Origin of the sequence: Sphingomonas sp. R-74633 (genome assembly GCF_013416555.1) — a bacterium.
GTDB lineage: Bacteria > Pseudomonadota > Alphaproteobacteria > Sphingomonadales > Sphingomonadaceae > Sphingomonas.
This window is the reverse complement of record NZ_JACCFG010000003.1, coordinates 654669-672596: the sequence shown is the minus strand read 5'-3', so window position 1 is coordinate 672596 and position 17928 is coordinate 654669. Positions and strand designations below refer to the sequence as shown.

Sequence of the window (17928 nt, the reverse complement as noted above, 5' to 3'; positions counted from 1 at the left end):
GCATGCCGTAAAGCGCTTGCGAAGCCTGCACTTTCACAAGCTGCGCCAGCAGTTTAGCCTGACGCCATGATTCGCTTCGACCGCGTCGCCAAATCCTACCCGCTGCGCGGCGGCGGGCGGCGGAACGTGCTCGAATCGGCGAGTTTCCTTATCCTGCCCGGCCAGTCGATCGGCATTTGCGGGCATAACGGCGCGGGCAAGACGACATTACTGCGCCTGATCGCCGGGGTGGAGAAGCCGAGCGCTGGCACGATCGAGCGCGACATGCGCGTCTCCTGGCCAATCGGCTATGCCTCGAGCTTCCAGTCGACGCTGAGCGGCGCCGACAATGTCCGCTTCATCGCGCGCATCTACCGCCGGCCGGTGGACGAGGTACTGGGCTTCGTCGAGGATTTCGCCGAGCTGGGCGACTATCTGTTCATGCCGATCCGCACCTATTCGGCGGGGATGCTCGCGCGGCTCGCCTTTGCCGCGAGCCTGGCGGTCGATTTCGACTGCTATCTGATCGACGAAGTCATTGCCGCGGGCGACGAGCGCTTCCGCGCGCGCTGCCATGCCGCGCTGATGGAGCGGCGGCGCAAGGCCAGCCTGGTGCTGGTGAGCCACGAGATGCAGACGCTGCGCGACTATTGCGACACCGGCGCGGTACTCGAAGGCGGGCGGCTGACCTTTTACGACCATATCGAGGAAGCGATCGCGCGGCATTTCAGCGCCCGCGAGGTGAAAGTCGCCTAGGCCTGGTGCTCGCGCAACCCGGCGAGCAGCATCCAGCCGATGCCATAGGCGATGACCAGCGCGGCGAAGATCAGCAGGGTCGTGCGCCACGGCGTGGGGCGATCGGGCTTTTCGGGGAGGTTGGGCTCTACGACAGGGACGACGAACAACCGCTCTTTGACCGCGCGGGCGCGGGCTTCCTCGAGCCGGGCGCGGGCGGCTTCGTAGCGCTTGGCGGCGAAATCCTGGCGCAGGCGCAGCTCTTCGTAATTGCCCAGCCGCGCGGCGACCGCACCGGGCTGGCCGGCGATCCGGCCGCGCGCCGCGGCGACTTCGGCCTGCAGCGCTGCGACGCGGCCGGCGACGGCGCGGACCTGGGGGCTGGCGGGGCTGAGCTGGCGGCGCATGTCGGCAAGCAGCGCGCGCTGGCGGCCGAGATCGACTTCGGCTTCCGCCAATGCTTTCTGCCCCGCCGCACCGCTGGCGGCAGGATCGATGTCGGCATTGCCCTGGCGGAAGGCGGAGAGCTGGCGCTCGACGGTGCCGAGTTCCTGTTCGGCGGCCTGGGTATCGGCTGCCGCGGCGCGCAGCGAGGCGTCGAACAGCCGGGCGTTGAAGGCATTGACCCGTTCCTCGCCGAGCTGGAGCAGCGCCCCGGCGATCCGACGGGCATCCTCGGGCGCGAAGGCGCGGACCGAGAGGCGGGTGATATTGTCGTCGGGATCGAAGGTCACGTCGACATGGCCGCGATAAAAGTCGAGCAACGTCTCGGCGCGCGGCCGGGCGGGGCGCAGGTGCGAGAGCCAGTCGATGCCGGGCCGGGCGTAGAGCGCGGCAAGGTCGACGCCCTTCCCCTTGAGCGCCGCCACGGCGTCATGCGAGCGCAGATATTCGCGGACGCTCTGCGCCTCCTGTTGGCCGGGCGCGAGCGCACCGCCCAGGCCGAACAACTGGCCCATGCCGCCGACGCGCGGCCCCTGCGCCTCGAGCCCGCGCACCACGAACTGCGCTTCGGAGGCATATTGCGGGCTGGCGATCGCGAAGAGATAGAGCGCGGCGAGCAAGGTCGGCAGGATCACGGCGAAGGCGAACGGATGGCGCCACCAACGCTTACGGTCGGCGAGCGGAACCGCGTCCTCGGCCGGGGAAAGATGGACCATGCGGTTCATGCCCGCCATCTCGGCTGAAAGCGCATCATAGTTCAAGCCGCCCGCGCAGATGGGCGAGCGCGAACAGCCCGAGCAAAGTGAGCACGCCGCACCAGCCGATCACATACCCGATATCGGCATAGTGCGAGGTGAAACCGGCGAATTGGCCGATCTTGAGCAGCTCGAAAATATGGACCAGCGGGATCCAGGCGAGCCAGGCGCGCACGTCTTCGGGCAGCCAGGCCATGGCGAAGAAGGCGCCCGATGCTGGCATCGAGAGATAGAGCAACGGGTGGACCAGCCGCCCGATAATCGGCGCGGCATGCGACGCGGCGGCGACCAGCATGCCGAGCGCGAAGGAAAACCACGCCATCAGCAGCACCGCGAGCAGCACCGCTTCGGGCCGGGCGGGCGGATCGGCGAGGCCGAGCGCGGCGGCGGTGCCGAGCAGCACGACCAGCACCACGATCGTGCTGGCCAGTTCGAGCAGCGAGCGCGCGGCGAGCATGTCGAACAAGGTGACCGGGCGGTGGTGGAGCAACGGCCGGTTGGCCTCGAGCACGGTCTCGGCGCGCGAGATCACCGATCGGAACATGATGAACAGCCCATAGCCGCCGATCGCGAAGGGGATCGGCTTCACGCCGCCGCTGATCGGCAGGTGGCTCGATCCGTGAAGCAGGGCGACCGCGGCGGCGAGCAGCATCGGCTCGGCGAACAGCCAGAGATAGCCGATATTCTCGCGCCCGAAGCGGGTGTGCAGTTCGCGCAGGATCAGCGCGCGGATCACGGCGCCCTGCGTATCGGCGGCGGCGAGCAGCGCGCGCATCACAGATTGTCCAGGAAGGGCAGGACGGCGGCGAAATGCGCGTCCCAGCTGGGAGGCTGCCAGCTTTTCAGCCGCTCGAACTGGGCCGCGCGGGGCACGCTGCCGGGTGCGGCATAGTCGCGGATCGCCTGGGTCCAGCCGGGGCCGTCGAGCGGGTCAAGATAGTCGGGGACGGAGCCACCTGTCTCGCGCAGCGCGGGCAGGTCGCTGGCGATCACCGGCACGCCGGCAGCAAGCGCCTCGGCGACGGGCAGGCCGAAGCCTTCGGCGAAGCTGGGCATCAGCACGGCGCAGGCGCCCGCGACCAGACCGCCGAGCCGCGCATCGCCGACCCGCCCGGCCTCGACCACCAGCTCCCGGATTGCCGGGCTGCGCTCGAGCATGTCGACGACATTCTCATTCTCCCAGCCGCGCCTGCCGACAAGGATTAGCCGGGGTGCGCCCGCCTCACCAGCCAGGTTGCGCCAGATATGGAGGAGGAGAAGGTGGTTCTTCCGCGGCTCGATCGTGCCGAGGCAGAGGAAATATGGCCGGTCCTGTGCTTCGGGCGCGACGGCGGCACGGCGGGGCTCGACACCGAGTGGAGCGACCAGCAGCGGTGGCCGGCGCGCCTGGAGGAAGCGATCGAGCGACGCCGCGGTGGCGTGCGAATTGACCAGGATCGCATCGGCGAGCGCGGCAGCGTTGCGCAGGCGGCGTTCGTGCTTCTCAGCACCGCCGGGGCGCGCGTATTCGGGAAAGTCGGCAGGGATCGCGTCATGGATATAGACGCAGGTCTTCGCCTCCGGGCGGTGGCGGCGCTCGAGCTCGGCGAGATGGTGATGCGAGACGAGCAGGCGGACTTCACCGTCGCGCGGCTGACGCAGGCGCAGGCCCGAGAGTGCGATTCCGGACGCCTCGCCGGCGGCCCAGCGCGCCTCGATCTCGGGGAGCAAGACTTCCAGCGCGGCGCGGGCATAGCCGCAGGCGCCGACGCCGGGCACCCAGGCCTCGAACGCGACCGGGCGATCGCGCGCGGCGAGCAGCGCGCGGGCATAGGCCAGCTCGAGCCGGTCGATGCCCGTCGGCGTGGCGTGGCGGCGGCGGAGCAGCAGCCGGGTGATGTCGAGCGTCAGCGGACGCTTCACGCGAGCAGCCGCTCGGCGCTGCCGCGAACCAGCAGGTCGAGCCCACCCGCGCTATGGAATCCGCCATTGACCAGGCATTTGGCGCGCAGCACCCGGCAGAACAGCGCGAAATTCGCGGCGTCCACCATCGGCGGATCGCGCCAGAATTCGGCAAGGCTGCACGCGGCGGTGATCCCCGGCATCCGGTAGATCGCCGCGCCGAGCGCCAGCACCGGTACGCCCTCGGCCAAAGCGAGCGGACCGACCGTGCTGTTGATCGTCACGACACCGCGCGCGACGCGCAGCAAGGGCAACAGGTCGCCGCGCTCGATAAAGGCGACCTTGTCGCCCACGCCGATCCGGTGCGCTGCTTCGGTAACCAGCGCGCGCCAGCGGATCACGCCGGGATCGAGCGGGTGCTGCTTGACCAGCAGCCGCGCCTCGGGCGGGGCTTCGCGAAACGCTTCGAGGACATGCTCAACCGCCTCGGCGACCGAGGCGAAGGGCGAATGAACCGCGAGCTGCGAATCGCCTTCGATCTGGAGCGGGAGGAGGAAGGTCGGGCGGCCGGCAAGGCTGGCGAGCGCGTTCAGGCTGTCGCGGCGCTCGCGGTGCCGGTGGAGCCGCCGGCCGAGCCACCCCGCTGCCTCGCGCCAGGCCGGCCAGAAACGATGGTTGCTGTGATGCGGGAAAAGCGGGCGACCGAGCAGCGAGAAGAGATGATGGAGCACCGCCTCGCGCGCCCGAGGCGCGAAATCGCCGCGGACCTGCACCGGATCGGCGGGCGGCGGGATCCGCTTGTCCAGCAGGCGCAGCGCGTGCAGCGAACGCGGGAAGCTCGAATGACCGTTCACCCCGCCGCGTTCGAGAGTGACATGGTCGGGGCGCAGATAGCCTTCCTCAAAGGCATGGAAGCGCAGGCCGCGGCGATCGGCGAGTTCGCGGGCGGCGACATGCGGGCCGCGGCAATCGCCGAACACCACGATGTCGGTCACGCCGCGCGCGGTGACAAAGGCCTCCAGCCAGGCGGGGAAGTCGGCCGCCGCGCCGCGAAAGCCGGTGCCGCCGGGCCAGTCCCACCAGTCGCCGCCGCTGAAATTGACGCGTGACACACTGGCGCCTTCGCCGCGCAGATGGCGGCCCAGGATGCGGAGAAAGGGGCCGGGGAGGCCCTGGAGGAACAGGAAATGGCGGGGGCGCTCGACCAGCCGCAGCGGCGCGCGCGCGGCATGGGCCCCGGCCATCGGCCCGTCCTCGACGCTGCTCGGCCCTGTCGCCACTGATTCCCCCTTGTCCCCAGTCTCTTACGACGCGCATCGCCTTTGCGGAAGCGCGCTCCTAAGAGGAGGCATGGCCGATGTGCTGATCGTCATCCCCGCGCGGTTCGCCTCGACGCGCTTTCCCGGCAAGCCGCTGGCGCTGCTCGGCGGCAAGCCGCTCGTCCAATGGAGCTGGGAAGCGGCGATGCGCGCCGCGGACCTGGGCGAAGTGGTGGTGGCGACTGAGGATTCGCGCATCGCCGATGCGGTGCGCGGCTTTGGCGGCACGGCGGTGATGAGCAGCGCCGACGCGCGCAACGGCACCGAGCGCTGCGCCGAAGTGGCAGCGCTGCGGCCGGAGGCAAGGCTGGTGGTCAATCTCCAGGGCGATTCGCCTTTGGTCCGGCGATCGGACATCGCCGCGCTGGTGGCTGCCTGGCGCGAGACCGGGGCGCCGATGCTCACGCCCTGTATCGCCTGTGACGCGGCAACCGAGGCCCGCCTGCTCGCCGATGCCGCCGCCGGGCGCGTCGGCGGAACGACGGTGGTGGCGGACCGGGCGGGCAATGCGCTCTATTTCTCCAAGCGCGTGTTGCCGCATGGCGGGCGGCCGAAGCTGCACATCGGCCTTTATGCCTATGCGCCCGAGGCGCTCGCCGCTTATGCCGGCTGGGGTCCGGGCCCGCTCGAGATGGCCGAAGGGCTCGAGCAGCTCCGTTTCCTCGAGAATGGCGCGCCGATACGCCTGGTCGAGGTGCCTGCGCCCGCGACCGGCTTCTGGGAAGTCAATAATCCCGAGGACGTGGCCTTGGTCGAATCAGCCCTGGGGGCGTGAGCCGCGCCCGAAATTGAGCCGGCGGGTGACGTTATAATCGAGCACCGCCATCACGAAATAGGCCGCTGCCTGCTTCACCCGCGTCCAGGGACCGGTGCGCGCCTTGTAGAGCTCGGGCGTGATCCGCTCGGAATTCGCCACCTCGCCATCGATGAAGCCGCGGACATAGGCGGCAAAGCCCGGATCTTCGACGCGGAACATCAGCTCGAGGTTCAGGAACATCGAGCGGATGTCGAAATTGGCCGAACCAATGTTCACGACATCGTCGAGCAGGAACAGCTTCGCGTGGAGCTTGGTCGGCTGATATTCGTAGATCTGCACGCGCTTCCGGAGCAGGCCGGCATAGGTGAAGCGCGCCGCCCAGATCGCCGCACCGTGATCGAGCTTCGAGGGAAGCACGAGCCGCACCTGCCCGCGCTGCCCGGCACGATCGAGGCGGCGAAGCATCGCCGGGTTCGGCGCGAAATAGGCGGCGATGATGTCGATCGACTTCGCTCGTTCCATGTCGCGCTTCACTTCGCGCGCCCAGGGCGAGAGCCGGCGCATCGGGCCGCCGAGCAACCAGCGGGTGGCGCCTTCGGGCTCGCTCCACGCGCGCAACGTCCTGGCGAGCTTGCGCAGCGAGGGCTTGGGGCGCTTGGCCCAATTGGACAGCGCATCGAAATAGCCGACCAGCCGCCCGGCCGCCGGCCCTTCGATCAGCAGCCCGAGATCGCGCCACGCCTGTTCGGCGACGGTGCCGAAATAACTGTCTTCGATGTTGAACCCTCCGACGATCACCCGCGCCTCGTCGGCAAGCGCGAGCTTCTGGTGGTTGCGCAGCAGATAGCGCCGCCCCCAGCGCGGCACGAAGCGGCAGACATCCACCCCGGCTTCGTGGAGCGGATCGAAGAAATTGTGGCTCTGGGCATGTTCGCTGCCGAGCCCGTCGACGATCAGGCTGACGCTGACGCCACGCGCCGCCGCCTCGATCAGCGCCTGACGCACTGCGGCGCCGGCATCGTCGTCGACATAGATATAATAGAGCACGCGAAGCGAGCGCGTGGCGCCGCGGATCAGGTCGAGCAACGCCGCCAGCCGCTCGGGGCCGTCGGGCAGCAGCGTCAGCCGGTTGCCGTCTACGTCGTGGCTCGGCTGCGAGAACTCCATCCCGGCGTGATGGGGGAGCGATGCGGCGGCGGCAAGGGGGGCGAGCGCTTCCATGATGTCCTGAGTCGTTGCGATTGCGTTCCCAACGCGCATCGCCCCGATTTGTTCGCCGCCCGATTTTCTTGACTTTTCCGCGAGCCAACCCTAGATCGCCGGCTTTCCCGGATACTCCGTTTTTCAAGGAAGCGTAGATGGCGCGCGTCACAGTCGAAGATTGCGTCGACAAGGTTCCCAACCGTTTCGACCTGGTGCTGTTCGCGGCGCAGCGTGCCCGCCAGATCTCTGGTGGCGCGGACCTGACCATCGATCGCGACCGCGACAAGAACCCGGTCGTCGCGCTGCGCGAGATCGCCGAGGAGACGGTTCGCCCGACTCACCTCGAAGAGCAGGTGGTCGCAAGCCTGCAGCGCGTCCAGATCGACGATGAGGAAGCCCCGGACGAGGTCGGCTCGATCGCAGCTTCGGCCGAGGCGCTCCGCCTCACCGCCGCTGCCCCGCCGCGCAACCAGAATCTGGGCGGCGACTACGACGGCTGAGCCGGCGAATCGCTGAATATATGCAAAGGGCCGGGGGCAACTCCGGCCCTTTTGCTTTTTGGCCGCCGGCGCGGTTAGAACGGCGCATGGCCAGCGCTTCCCCGCATCATATCGACAGTTCGTTCCTGCTGGATGCGCTCGATGCGCTGAAGCAACGCCAGGCAACGCTGCCGAACCAGGACGTAGCGCCAGCCATCCACCGGGCCATCGAATTTCAAGGCGGCGTTCCCCGCGCGCGAATCGAGATCCTCTTCCAGCAATGCCGCAGCCAGATGCTGTCGATTCACCTCTGGGAGGATCGCGCGATCTCGCTCCATGCCGGCGAGGCGATGCCGAATGGCGGCTGGATGTTCCGATATGGCAGCGCCGGACGCTTTCCCGGGCCGAATGAAGGGCCGGAACTGATGGCGGCCGCCGAAGCATCGCTCCTGGCAATGTCCGACAGCAGCGAAGCGGATCCCGAGCGGCTGGAAGCGATCTGGCGGCCGCTGATCGCCAAGGGGCCAAGGCTGGCCTGAGCTAGGCCGTGCGGCCGAAGCGGCGCCAGACCATGATCGGCACCGCGACCAACACAAAGGCCATCAGCAGCGGATAGACGACCAGCCCGGCGCGATCCTGCTCGATCCAGGCGACAAGGATCAGGCAGGGCACGGCGAGGATCGGCGTGATCTTGGTCGCCCACCAGAGCCGGCGGCCCTGCCGGGTGGCGAGCCGCGCCTCGGGCGGGCGGCCGAGCAGGATCAGCGTGGCGATCACCTTGAGCCCGAGCAGCAGGATCACTGCCAGCCAGAGCAGGCCGACGATCATTCCTCCGCCGGTTTCGCGACGCGCCCCTTGAAGCCCTGTGCCACCACGAACCACTCGACCGAGCCCTTGCGGCTGGCGGCTGGCTTGGCGTGCTTCACGGTCGCGAAGCTGCGCTTCATCTGCGCGACGAATTGCGAATCGGCACCGCCCGCGAACACCTTGGCGACGAAATCGCCGCCCGGCTCGAGCACCTGGATCGCGAAGTCGAATGCGGCTTCGACCAGGCCCATGGTGCGGAGCGCGTCGGTCTGCGGGTGGCCGACGGTGTTCGCTGCCATGTCCGAGATGATCAGGTCGGGCGCGCCGCCCAGTTCCTCGATCAGCCGATCGGGCGCGGCATCGTCCATGAAGTCCATCATCAGGATCGTCGCGCCGTCGATCGGATCGACCGGCAGCAGATCGATGCCGACTACCGCGGCCTTGGGCAGCTTGCGGCGGATCACCTGGGTCCAGCCGCCCGGCGCGATGCCGAGGTCGAGCACGCGCTTCTTGCCACGCAGGAAGGCGAATTTCTCGTCGAGCTCGGTGAGCTTGTAGGCCGCGCGGCTGCGATAGCCCTCGGCCTTGGCGCGCTTGACGTACGGATCGTTGAGCTGGCGCTCGAGCCACCGCGTCGATTGCGCGGTGCGCTTCCGCGCCGTCAGAACGCGCGTATGGCCGCGTGCGCCGCCTCTGCTCACAAGGTTCTCCCGTTGATCAAACGGCGGAGGATGCCCTCGCGGATGCCGCGGTCGGCGATCCCAAGCCGTTCGGCGGGCCATAGATCGAGAATCGTTTCGAGGATAGCGCAGCCGGCAACGACGAGGTCGGCCCGCTCCGAGCCGATGCACGGCACCTGGCTGCGCTCGGCCATGCTCATCGCCGAGATGCGCTGGCTCACTTCACGCATCGCCGGCGCCGGAACGATAAGCCCGTCGACCACCGAACGGTCATAGGCGGCGAGCCCGAGATGGACGCTGGCGAGCGTAGTGACGGTGCCCGAGGTGCCGAGCAGCCGCCTTGTGCCGCGCGGCACGCGCAGGCGCCTGGCGAAGGGGGCGAAGCTCTCCGAGACGCGGGCACGCATGCTGGCATAGAGCGCGGCGCGATCCTCGGCGCTCTCCGCGCTGCCCGACGCCTCGGTGAGCGAGACGACACCCCATGGCGCGCTATGCCAATCGAGGATGCGGGGCACTTCGCCGCGCGAATCGACCAGCACCAGCTCGGTCGAGCCGCCGCCGATGTCGAACACTAGGGCCGGGCCGTCGCCCGGCTCGAGCAGCGCGTGGCAGCCGAGCACGGCGAGGCGGGCCTCTTCCTCGGCGGTGATGATGTCGAGCGCGATGCCGGTCTCGCGATAGACGCGCTCGATGAATTCGGTGCCGTTGACCGCCTGGCGGCAGGCTTCGGTGGCGACCGAGCGGGCAAGCAGGACGTTGCGGCGCTTCAGCTTCTCGGCGCAGACGCGCAGGGCGGCGATGGTGCGCTCGATCGCAGCATCGGAAAGCCGGCCGCTGGTGGCGAGCCCCTCGCCCAGCCGGACGATTCGCGAAAACGCATCGACCACCGCGAAGCCCGATCCTTGCGGACGCGCGATCAGCAGGCGGCAATTATTGGTGCCCAAATCGAGCGCCGCATAGTGGCGCCCTTCGGGCCAGCGGCCGCGAACCGGCCTTTCGGCAGGCGGCGCGGGCTTCCGGGCTCTGCCGGGATCCCGGCCGCGGGGCATATTGGCGGTGCCATCCCCCATTACATCACTCGCTTATGTTCTGTTCCGTCACGGCTTTTCGCCGCCGGTGCTTGGAAGCGAGGCTAGCGGAGACCGTCGCGCGGAGCAAGGCATCCGCCTTTTCCCGCGTTGACAGCGCCGTTTGCCCGCCTTATTGGCCCCCGCCTGCGGTTCTGATGCCGCGTGATGCCCTGTCGTCTAAAGGTAAGACTACGGACTCTGACTCCGTTAATTGAGGTTCGAATCCTCACGGGGCATCCAATTCTCTTCAGCCAAGCATTTGATAACAAGGGAAGTCGGCCTCTTGCGCCGCCTACCCCGCATCGTTCCCACATTTCCATCCAGGCCTAGGCGATCCCACGCTTGCTTTGGCGGCCGATTCTCAGCGTGCGTCGCGCAATGACGACAGGTCATCCCCGGAAATCGAAATTTAAGGCAGCGCCGCTAGGGTCACGCGCGTGCAAACCAGCGATTGCCACCTCCCTGAAGAACCGCTCGAGAAGCGGACAGCCCGGAGGTGGCGAGGCGTCGAACTGACGCGAATCCTGAAGCGGCCTGGATCGCCGATGCCCGCAGCCGGGCATGTCGCCTGGCTGGATGGCTGGCGAGGCCTGTGCATCCTCTTGGTCCTGCTTGGCCATTTCGCGCCACGGCATCTCGGCCATCTGGCACCGCTTGGGGTAGAAATGTTCTTCGTTCTCAGCGGCCGGCTGATGGCGGAGCTGCTGATCGTGCGCCGACAGGCGCTGCCGAGCTTTGCCCTGCGCCGGGCATCGCGCATCCTCCCCCTGCTGATGCTCTATGTAGGCGTGATCGGCACCGGGCTTGCCCTGGCAGGCCTGATTGCGGGCACGGCGGTGAACTGGCTGAGCATCGTCGCGTCGCTGCTGTTCTTCAGCAACTATCTCTCCGATCCCTCGCCGCTGCTCGAACACACCTGGTCGCTCGCAGTGGAGGAGCATAGCTATCTGCTGCTCCTGCTCGTCGCCGGCATTTCCGCTCGAAAGCCGGGCATCGCGGCCTGGCTTGCCTTCGCGCTTGCCGGCCTGATGCTGCTGAACGGCGCGCTGCTCTTTCACGCCGGGCACGAGAGCGGCCCCTATGTCTTCTGGCGATCGGACGTTCGCGGCGCCTCGGTCCTGCTTTCCTTCGCGCTCTTCCTGATGCTGCGGCAGTGGAAACCGACGGCATGGGCGCCCGTCCTGCCCTGGCTGTCGCCGGCCTGCCTCCTCCTGGGCGCAGCGAGCATGATCCCTGCCGACCCGGTGACGCCGCTGCAAATGACCGCCTGCACGGTGTTCGCGGTGATCGCCGTCAACACGATCGAGTTCGCGGCGCCGGCCTATCGGCGGCTGTTGTCGACAGGTCTGCTGACCTGGCTGGGGCTGCTCTCCTTCTCGATCTATATCTGGCAGCAGCCGTTTTTCCTGGCGACCAAGGCCGGGTTCCCCGCGATCCTGGCGCTGCCCCTCGTTCTGGCCTGCGCGATCTGGAGCTATGCCCGGGTGGAAGCGCCGGCGCGGCAGTATCTCAATCGGCGGTGGGGCGAGACGCGTACCGGCATGCAGGGGCCCGCGTCCGCGGCAAATCACGCGGGATAGCGCGGGGCCGACGGGGCGGGAAAAAGGGGCGCGATCCGGACTCGGATCACGCCCCCTCGGTCAGTAGAAGGCGCCGTAGATCACGTCGACCACACGGCGCGTGCGCAGATTGACCAGCAACAGATCCGGCCCATAGCGCACCCAGCGATAACCCATCGGCGGCGCGCCGATGCCGAGGCCGTACCAATCGTCATAATAATAGCTGTTCGACAGGAAGGGCGTCGGCAGCAGGACGCCGATCGACCAGCGGCGGTAATTATAGCCGGGCGGATAGCGATAGGGCGGGCGGTGCACCGGATGGAAGTTCGGCGGACGCCCGGCGCCCGGGCGATGTGGCGGGCGCGAGGGCGGCCGGGCTATCGGCGGGCGCGGCGCGGGCGGACGCGTGCCCGGGCGGCCCGGTTGTGAGGGACCCGTGCCGGGGCGCCCGGGCTGTGACGGACCCGGCGCAGGCGGACGGGCGCCGGGGCCGCCAGGCTTGCCCGGTCCGCCCGGCTTGGGCCCCGAAGGGGGGCGCTGGCCCTGGCCGGGACCGTGATTCTGCGCCTCGGCGAGCGGCGCCGCGACCAGGATCGCCATCGCGGCGAGGGACAGGAGCTTCTTCATTCTCTCTCTCCGGCAGTGAAGGATCTTGAACGCGTATCCCCCGCAAACAGGCCCTCAGCGTGCCGCGCGGCTCTTCATCAGCGGCTGGATGCGCGTGCCGAAATTGTCGACGCCTTCGAGGAAGTTGTCGAACGTCAGCAGCACGCCGCCGGTGTTGGGAACCTCCGCCATCTCGTCGAGCATCCGCGCGACGCTCTCATAGCTGCCCACCAACGTGCCCATGTTGATGTTGACCGCGCCCTCGGGCGCGGCGAGCTGGCGGACGTTGGTGGTGGGGTTGTTCTTGTCGGCGGCGCCCTGGTCGATCAGCCAGCGCACCGCGTCCACGTCGAGGCCGTCGCGGTACGACTGCCACTTGGCCATTGCCGCTTCGTCGGTCTCGTCGGCGATGACCATCACCAGCACGAACACCTTCACGTCGCGACCGGTCTTTGCGGTGGCTTCGGCCAGCCGCTCGTTGTTGAAGGCGAAGGCAGTGGGGGTGTTGACGCCCTTGCCGAGGCAGAAGGCATAGTCCGCCCATTTCGCCGAGAAGGCGAGGCCCTCGTCCGACGAGCCGGCGCAGATGATCTTCATGTCGCCCTGGGGCGTCGGACGGACGCGGCAATCGTCCATCTGGTAATATTGGCCCTTCAAATCGCTACGACCGGTCTCCCACAGCTCGCGCAGGATCTGGGCATATTCGTCGAGCATCTGGTAGCGGTTGCGGAAATGCTCGTCTCCTGGCCACAAACCCATTTGGCTATATTCTGGACGCTGCCACCCAGTGATCAGGTTAAGTCCGAAACGGCCATGGCTGATCGAATCGATCGTGTTGCACATCCGCGCCGCGAAGGCCGGCGGGATCACCAGCGTGGGGCAGGTGGCGTAGATCTTGATCTTCTCGGTGACCGCGGCGAGGCCGGCCATCAGCGTGAAGCTCTCCAGACCGTACTCCCAGAACTCGGTCTTGCCGCCGAACCCGCGCAGCTTGATCATCGAGAGCAGGAAATCGAGGCCATGCTCCTCGGCCTTCTGGGCGATCGCCTTGTTCATGTCGAAGCTCGGCATGTACTGCGGCGCGCTCTCGCTGATCAGCCAGCCATTGTTGTTGATGGGAACGAAGACGCCGACTTCCATGTGATTAGCTCCCCAGAAATTCGAGCACGCGGGCCTCGAAGCCCGTCGGATCGGTCACGTTGCAGGCGTGCCCGCCCCAAGGCATCCGGACATGCTGCGCCCGCGGAATCGCTTGTGCAAGCCGCGCCGAGCAGCGGGGCGGGACGAGCGCGTCGTCGTCGCTGGCGAGCAGCAGCACCGGGGTGGCGAGGGGGATGGCTTCGAGCCGGTCGAGCAGGTCGAACGCAAGCGCTTCGAGGATGCGCGCCTCGACCATCTCGACGGGGAAGCCCGCGACATGGTGCTTCGCCTCCTCGTCGAGCCGGGCGCTGTTGTCCGAGATCCATTGCGGCGGAAACAGGAAGATCGGCTGGGCATCGACATATTTGCCCGGGCCATAGGCGCGCAGCAGCGCCAGCCGCGCGTCGAAGCAGCGCTTCGTATAAGGATCGAGCCGCCCCCAGCCATTGACCACCACCAGCTTGTCGACCCGATCCGGCGTGTCGAGCGCAAGGCTCAATCCGCCCATCCCGCCGATCGCGTGGCCGAGGATCGCAGCCTTTTCGATGCCGAGTTCATCCATCAACCGGCGGATGTCGTCGCCGATGCTCTCGAGGCGCGGGGTGACGGTGCGGTCCGAACGGCCGGTGCCGCGATGATCGTAGAGGATGACGCGGTGGCGCTGGGCCAGTGCAGCCAGATTGGGCCGCCAGTAATTGCCCGAGCCGCCCATGCCGGCCGAGAGGATCAGCGGCGGGCCGCCGCCATGTTCCTCATAATAGAGCCCGGCCGCCTCGGGCATCAGCCGATATGTGCCACCGAGGCGATCTCGACCAGGCAATCGGGCTTCACCAGATCGGCCTTGATGCAATAGCGCGCCGGCTTGGCGCCAGGGAAATACTCGGCATAGATCTGGTTGAAGACAGGATAGTCGGCGAAATCCTTGAGGAAGATGTGGTTCATCGCCACGTCCTCGAGACGAGCCCCGGCCGCTTTGAGCGTGGTCTTGATTACCTCGAGGATATGGCGAGTCTGGCCGGCGGCGTCGCCGATATGGAGGACGATTCCGCCCTCGCCCAGCGCCAGCACGCCGGAGACATAGACCGTGTTGCCCGCCTTGGCGCCCGCCGAATAGGGGGCGATCGGGGTGGGGAATTGGGGCGGATTGATCGGCTCGAACGGCATCGCTTACTCTCCTGAATCCTGGCTCGGCAATTGGCCGAAGCTGCCGCAGAAGTCGGCGGTGGTGGAGACCCAGCCGAAGAACTTCTCGACATTGTAGACGGTGGCTTCCTGCATCATCGGCGGGCCGAGATGGTGCGTCGCATCCTCGAGCATCACTCCGAAATATTCGAGGTGGAAGCCGTCGCGCAGCGTGCTCTCGACACAGACATTGGTGGCGATGCCGACAAACACGATGTTGCGGATGCCGCGCGATCGCAGCGTCGAATCGAGCTGCGAGTTGAAGAAGGCGCTGTAGCGCGTCTTGTGGAGGCGGATGTCGCCGGGCTTGGGCGCCAGCGCGTCAACCAGCTCGTAATCCCAGGTGCCGCGGGCGAGCAGCTTGCCGCTGAGTTCGGGCTTCGCGCGCATCGTCTTGAGCGCATTGGACTTGTGCCAGTTGGGCGAGCCGGGACCGCCGGCCTCGACATAATCGGCATCCCAGCCGTTCTGCAGATAGATCACCGGCATGCCGGCGGCGCGGGCGGTGTCGAGCACCGCGGCAATCTTGCCGATCGTCCCCGCAGAACCCGAAATGTCGAACCCCGCCTGATCAACATAGCCGCCGGGCGAGGCATAGGCGTTCTGCATGTCGATCACGACGATCGCGGTCTCGTCGGCAAGCACGCGGATCGGCTCGGGCCGGGCGGGAAGCGTGACGACCCGCGGACCTTCGAGGTCGCGGCCGACGGTAGGTTCGCCTGTCATTTCGGGGAGTGTTCCCGAGAATGGCGCGGCGCACAAGCCCCGCCCCATGCCTTCCAACATCCGGCGCGGCGCCGACTCGCCAAAGTAGATGAACTAGGGGCCGAAAGCGGGTTCTCGCGGTGCTTGCGTTGACTCGGTTCGGGGAAACGGGCCGCGTCTCGCAACATCCTTGCGCGAGCGGGATCCTATCTTTCCTACAGCGTCAAAGAGCGGCCGATCCTGAGACCGGCCGAGAGAGCCAAGCAGGCGAAATCCTACATTGCAAGGTGGGCTATCCGCTTTCTGCTCCCCGGCGAAAGCCGGGGCCCAGGGTCACAAGCGATCCGGAAGAGAAACCCTGGACCCCGGCTTTCGCCGGGGAGCGAGGAAGGGAAAATTCCTAGCTGGCCTCCGCCAGCAGCGCCGCTGCCTTGGCGCCGGCCCAGTCCATCTCGCCCGAGACGCGCCAGACTTCCTTGCCCGCAGAATCATAGAGGATCGTCGTCGGCAGATTGGCCCCCATGTTCAGGCTGAAGGCGGCGTCGGTATCGGTCCAGGGCTTGAGGTTCTTGAACCCGGCCTTGGCGAAATAGGGATCGACTTCGGCGCGGCCCTTGAAGTCCTGGCTGAGCGTGATGACCGGCAGCGCGGCGCCCTTCTGCCCGGCAAGCGCGTCGAGCGTGGGCATTTCGGCGCGGCACGGGATGCACCAGGTCGCCCAGAGATTGAGCAGCACCGGCTTGCCCTTGAAGACGGCGAGCGTCGTCTTCTTGCCTGCGGGATCGGTGAACGCGGTGTCGGGCGCAGCCTCGCCCTTGTGGCTGCGGTCCACCGTACCCTTGTCGGCAGTCGCCGCGCCCGATGTGGCATTGGCCGACGGCAAAGTTTCGTTTGCTTGGCTTCCGGGCCCGGAGCGCTTATCGCACCCCGCGATTGCCAGCGTGGCCAGAAGGAGAAGTGAGATCGCCGAGCGCAAGGACAGCTCCAATGCAATGTGGGGTGGGCGCTTCGCTGAGGGCCCGTCTGCAGTCATGCGCGAGATTAACGCCTCGATCCCGTTCGACAAGCGGATGTGGCGCCAGGATCTGCGCGGCAGTCAGGCGCATGTGACGATGCTGGGCGCGCAGGGCATTGTGGCGGCCGAGGATGCGGCGGCGATTCATGCCGGGCTCGACCAGGTCGCCGCGGAGTTCGAGGCCGAGGGCGTGCCCGAGGATCTGGCGCTCGAAGACATTCATATGCTCGCCGAATCGCGGCTGTCGCAGAAGATCGGGCCGACCGCGGGCCGCCTGCACACCGCGCGCTCGCGCAACGACCAGGTTGCGACCGATTTCCGCCTGTGGGTGCGTGACGCGGTCGACCAGGCCGAAGCGGCGCTGGGCGCGCTGCAGGACGCGCTGCTGGCGCGCGCCGAGGAACATGCCGAGAGCGTGATGCCGGGCTTCACCCACCTTCAGGTCGCGCAGCCGGTGACGCTCGGCCATCATCTGATGGCCTATTTCGAGATGTTCGCGCGCGATCGCTCGCGGCTTCGCGATGCCCGGGCGCGGCTCAACCTGTGCCCGCTCGGTTCGGCCGCGCTCGCCGGCACCGGCTTCAACCTCGACCGCGAGGCTACCGCCAAGGCGCTCGGCTTTGACGGGCCGACGCGCAACTCGCTCGATTCGGTCTCCGACCGCGACTTCGCAATCGAGTATCTGACTGCGGCTGCACAGACCGCGCTCCACCTGAGTCGTCTCGCGGAAGAGTTCGTGATCTGGGCGAGCCAGCCCTTCGGTTTCGTCAGCCTGAGCGACCAATGGTCGACCGGCAGCTCGATCATGCCGCAGAAGCGCAATCCCGACGCGGCCGAACTGGTGCGCGGCCATTCGGGGCGGATCACCGGGGCGCTCGTCAGCCTGATGATCACGATGAAGGGCCTGCCGCTCGCCTATTCAAAGGACATGCAGGACGACAAGCCGCCGGTGTTCGAGGCGCATGACCTTTTGGGCCTCAGCATCGCGGCGATGACCGGGATGGTCGAGAGCGCGACCTTCCGACTCGACCGGATGCGCAGCGCCGCCGAGGCCGGCTTCTCGACCGCGACCGACCTGGCCGACTGGCTGGTGCGCGAGGGCGGCATCCCGTTCCGCGAGGCGCATCACATCACCGGGCGCGCGGTGGCGGCGGCGGAATCGGGCGGAATCAGGCTCGATCAGCTATCGATCACGCAACTCAAGGAAATCGACGCGCGGATCGATGAACGCGTATATGACGTTCTCAGCGTCGATGCTTCGGTATCGAGCCGCACCAGCTTCGGGGGCACTTCCCCCAGGCGCGTGCGCGAGGCGATCACGGCCGCACGCCAGACTCGGTTTGAGGATGGCCGCGAGGAGGAAGGGCGATGAAGCGACTGGTAGTGCTGGCTCTGGGTCTTACCCTGGCAGGCTGTGGCAACCGCGCCGAGCTCAAACCCGCGGCGACGGCATCGCTGCCGGTAGCGCCCGAGGGTGCGAAAGCGACGCCGTCGCCCGGAGACCTGCTCAAGCCCCCCGTCCAGACGCGCCCGGCACGTAGCGACGACCTTATCGAAAGCACGAATGAGCGGCGAAGCGACAAGTACGATTTGCCGCCGCGCTAAATCCAGG

21 protein-coding genes and 1 tRNA gene are annotated in these 17928 nt (G+C 67.6%); 8 read left to right on the top strand and 14 right to left on the bottom strand.

The features are described from left to right. Nucleotides 1-66: 66 nt before the first annotated feature. Complete coding sequence (locus tag HZY97_RS13530; RefSeq protein ID WP_180144442.1) at nt 67-735, top strand: ABC transporter ATP-binding protein; 669 nt, start codon at nt 67-69, stop codon at nt 733-735. On the opposite strand, the gene HZY97_RS13525 is transcribed toward HZY97_RS13530, so the two are convergent. Genes HZY97_RS13525 through HZY97_RS13510 form a run of 4 tightly spaced genes read right to left on the bottom strand, consistent with a single transcriptional unit; the run spans nt 732 to nt 5074 of the window. Next, entirely contained in the window at nt 732-1883 is a 1152-nt protein-coding gene (locus tag HZY97_RS13525; RefSeq protein WP_180144440.1) for a hypothetical protein, read from the bottom strand. The genes HZY97_RS13530 and HZY97_RS13525 overlap by 4 nt on opposite strands. A gap of 25 nt (nt 1884-1908) precedes the next feature. Further along, nucleotides 1909-2688 (bottom strand): ABC transporter permease, encoded by a 780-nt coding sequence (locus tag HZY97_RS13520; protein WP_180144437.1) that lies wholly within the window; start codon nt 2686-2688, stop codon nt 1909-1911. Then, nucleotides 2688-3815 carry a glycosyltransferase family 4 protein gene (locus HZY97_RS13515; protein ID WP_373684363.1) on the bottom strand — a complete coding sequence of 376 codons (1128 nt, stop codon included), beginning with the start codon at nt 3813-3815 and terminating at the stop codon, nt 2688-2690. Before HZY97_RS13515 ends, HZY97_RS13520 begins: the two co-directional genes overlap by 1 nt. Continuing rightward, the gene (locus HZY97_RS13510) at nt 3812-5074 is read right to left on the bottom strand and encodes a capsular biosynthesis protein (RefSeq protein WP_180144434.1); all 1263 of its coding nucleotides are present in this window, start codon (nt 5072-5074) and stop codon (nt 3812-3814) included. Before HZY97_RS13510 ends, HZY97_RS13515 begins: the two co-directional genes overlap by 4 nt. Before the next feature lie 70 nt (nt 5075-5144). Here HZY97_RS13510 and HZY97_RS13505 point away from each other — a divergent pair, with 70 nt between their 5' ends. Next, on the top strand, nt 5145-5888 hold the full coding sequence (locus HZY97_RS13505; RefSeq protein WP_180144431.1) for a 3-deoxy-manno-octulosonate cytidylyltransferase: 744 nt from the start codon (nt 5145-5147) through the stop codon (nt 5886-5888). Here the strand turns inward: HZY97_RS13505 and HZY97_RS13500 are convergent. Continuing rightward, complete coding sequence (locus HZY97_RS13500) at nt 5871-7037, bottom strand: phosphatidylserine/phosphatidylglycerophosphate/cardiolipin synthase family protein (RefSeq protein ID WP_180144642.1); 1167 nt, start codon at nt 7035-7037, stop codon at nt 5871-5873. The two genes, HZY97_RS13505 and HZY97_RS13500, sit on opposite strands and share 18 nt — an antisense overlap. Nucleotides 7038-7228: 191 nt before the next feature. On the opposite strand from HZY97_RS13500, the gene rpoZ reads away from it, so the two are divergent. After that, complete coding sequence (gene rpoZ, locus HZY97_RS13495) at nt 7229-7573, top strand: DNA-directed RNA polymerase subunit omega (RefSeq protein WP_180144428.1); 345 nt, start codon at nt 7229-7231, stop codon at nt 7571-7573. A gap of 86 nt (nt 7574-7659) precedes the next feature. Then, complete coding sequence (locus tag HZY97_RS13490) at nt 7660-8091, top strand: hypothetical protein (RefSeq protein WP_180144426.1); 432 nt, start codon at nt 7660-7662, stop codon at nt 8089-8091. A 1-nt stretch (nt 8092) separates the two neighbouring features. On the opposite strand, the gene HZY97_RS13485 is transcribed toward HZY97_RS13490, so the two are convergent. The 3 genes from HZY97_RS13485 to HZY97_RS13475 are packed head-to-tail and all read right to left on the bottom strand — an operon-like array spanning nt 8093 to nt 10088. After that, on the bottom strand, nt 8093-8380 hold the full coding sequence (locus HZY97_RS13485) for a hypothetical protein (protein ID WP_180144423.1): 288 nt from the start codon (nt 8378-8380) through the stop codon (nt 8093-8095). Continuing rightward, nucleotides 8377-9060, bottom strand: a complete 684-nt coding sequence (locus tag HZY97_RS13480) for an RlmE family RNA methyltransferase (RefSeq protein WP_373684362.1) — start codon at nt 9058-9060, stop codon at nt 8377-8379. The genes HZY97_RS13485 and HZY97_RS13480 overlap by 4 nt, the downstream gene beginning before the upstream one ends. Beyond that, nucleotides 9057-10088 (bottom strand): Ppx/GppA phosphatase family protein, encoded by a 1032-nt coding sequence (locus HZY97_RS13475; RefSeq protein ID WP_257215038.1) that lies wholly within the window; start codon nt 10086-10088, stop codon nt 9057-9059. Before HZY97_RS13475 ends, HZY97_RS13480 begins: the two co-directional genes overlap by 4 nt. A 187-nt stretch (nt 10089-10275) precedes the next feature. On the opposite strand from HZY97_RS13475, the gene HZY97_RS13470 reads away from it, so the two are divergent. Then, nucleotides 10276-10349: transfer RNA gene (locus HZY97_RS13470), tRNA-Gln, on the top strand. A 305-nt stretch (nt 10350-10654) separates the two neighbouring features. Further along, nucleotides 10655-11689 (top strand): acyltransferase, encoded by a 1035-nt coding sequence (locus HZY97_RS13465; RefSeq protein ID WP_180144414.1) that lies wholly within the window; start codon nt 10655-10657, stop codon nt 11687-11689. 60 nt (nt 11690-11749) lie between these two features. Here HZY97_RS13465 and HZY97_RS13460 read toward each other — a convergent pair whose 3' ends face one another. The 6 genes from HZY97_RS13460 to HZY97_RS13435 all read right to left on the bottom strand — a co-directional run bounded on the left by HZY97_RS13460 (nt 11750) and on the right by HZY97_RS13435 (nt 16184). Next, entirely contained in the window at nt 11750-12295 is a 546-nt protein-coding gene (locus HZY97_RS13460; protein ID WP_180144411.1) for an RcnB family protein, read from the bottom strand. A 54-nt stretch (nt 12296-12349) separates the two neighbouring features. Beyond that, nucleotides 12350-13414 (bottom strand): pyrimidine utilization protein A, encoded by a 1065-nt coding sequence (gene rutA, locus HZY97_RS13455; protein WP_180144409.1) that lies wholly within the window; start codon nt 13412-13414, stop codon nt 12350-12352. A 4-nt stretch (nt 13415-13418) separates the two neighbouring features. Beyond that, nucleotides 13419-14195: a pyrimidine utilization protein D gene (rutD, locus tag HZY97_RS13450; protein ID WP_180144405.1), complete on the bottom strand. Its 777-nt coding sequence runs from the start codon at nt 14193-14195 to the stop codon at nt 13419-13421. After that, nucleotides 14195-14578 (bottom strand): Rid family hydrolase, encoded by a 384-nt coding sequence (locus HZY97_RS13445; RefSeq protein WP_180144402.1) that lies wholly within the window; start codon nt 14576-14578, stop codon nt 14195-14197. The genes rutD and HZY97_RS13445 overlap by 1 nt, the downstream gene beginning before the upstream one ends. Nucleotides 14579-14581: 3 nt before the next feature. Then, nucleotides 14582-15322 carry a pyrimidine utilization protein B gene (rutB, locus tag HZY97_RS13440; RefSeq protein WP_180144400.1) on the bottom strand — a complete coding sequence of 247 codons (741 nt, stop codon included), beginning with the start codon at nt 15320-15322 and terminating at the stop codon, nt 14582-14584. A 379-nt stretch (nt 15323-15701) separates the two neighbouring features. Continuing rightward, nucleotides 15702-16184 carry a TlpA disulfide reductase family protein gene (locus tag HZY97_RS13435; RefSeq protein WP_306670065.1) on the bottom strand — a complete coding sequence of 161 codons (483 nt, stop codon included), beginning with the start codon at nt 16182-16184 and terminating at the stop codon, nt 15702-15704. Nucleotides 16185-16293: 109 nt separating this feature from the next. Between HZY97_RS13435 and argH the strand changes: the two genes are divergently transcribed. Both argH and HZY97_RS13425 read left to right on the top strand, forming a co-directional pair. Further along, complete coding sequence (argH, locus tag HZY97_RS13430) at nt 16294-17688, top strand: argininosuccinate lyase (RefSeq protein ID WP_180144395.1); 1395 nt, start codon at nt 16294-16296, stop codon at nt 17686-17688. Then, nucleotides 17685-17921, top strand: a complete 237-nt coding sequence (locus HZY97_RS13425) for a hypothetical protein (protein WP_180144393.1) — start codon at nt 17685-17687, stop codon at nt 17919-17921. The genes argH and HZY97_RS13425 overlap by 4 nt, the downstream gene beginning before the upstream one ends. Nucleotides 17922-17928 lie beyond the last annotated feature (7 nt).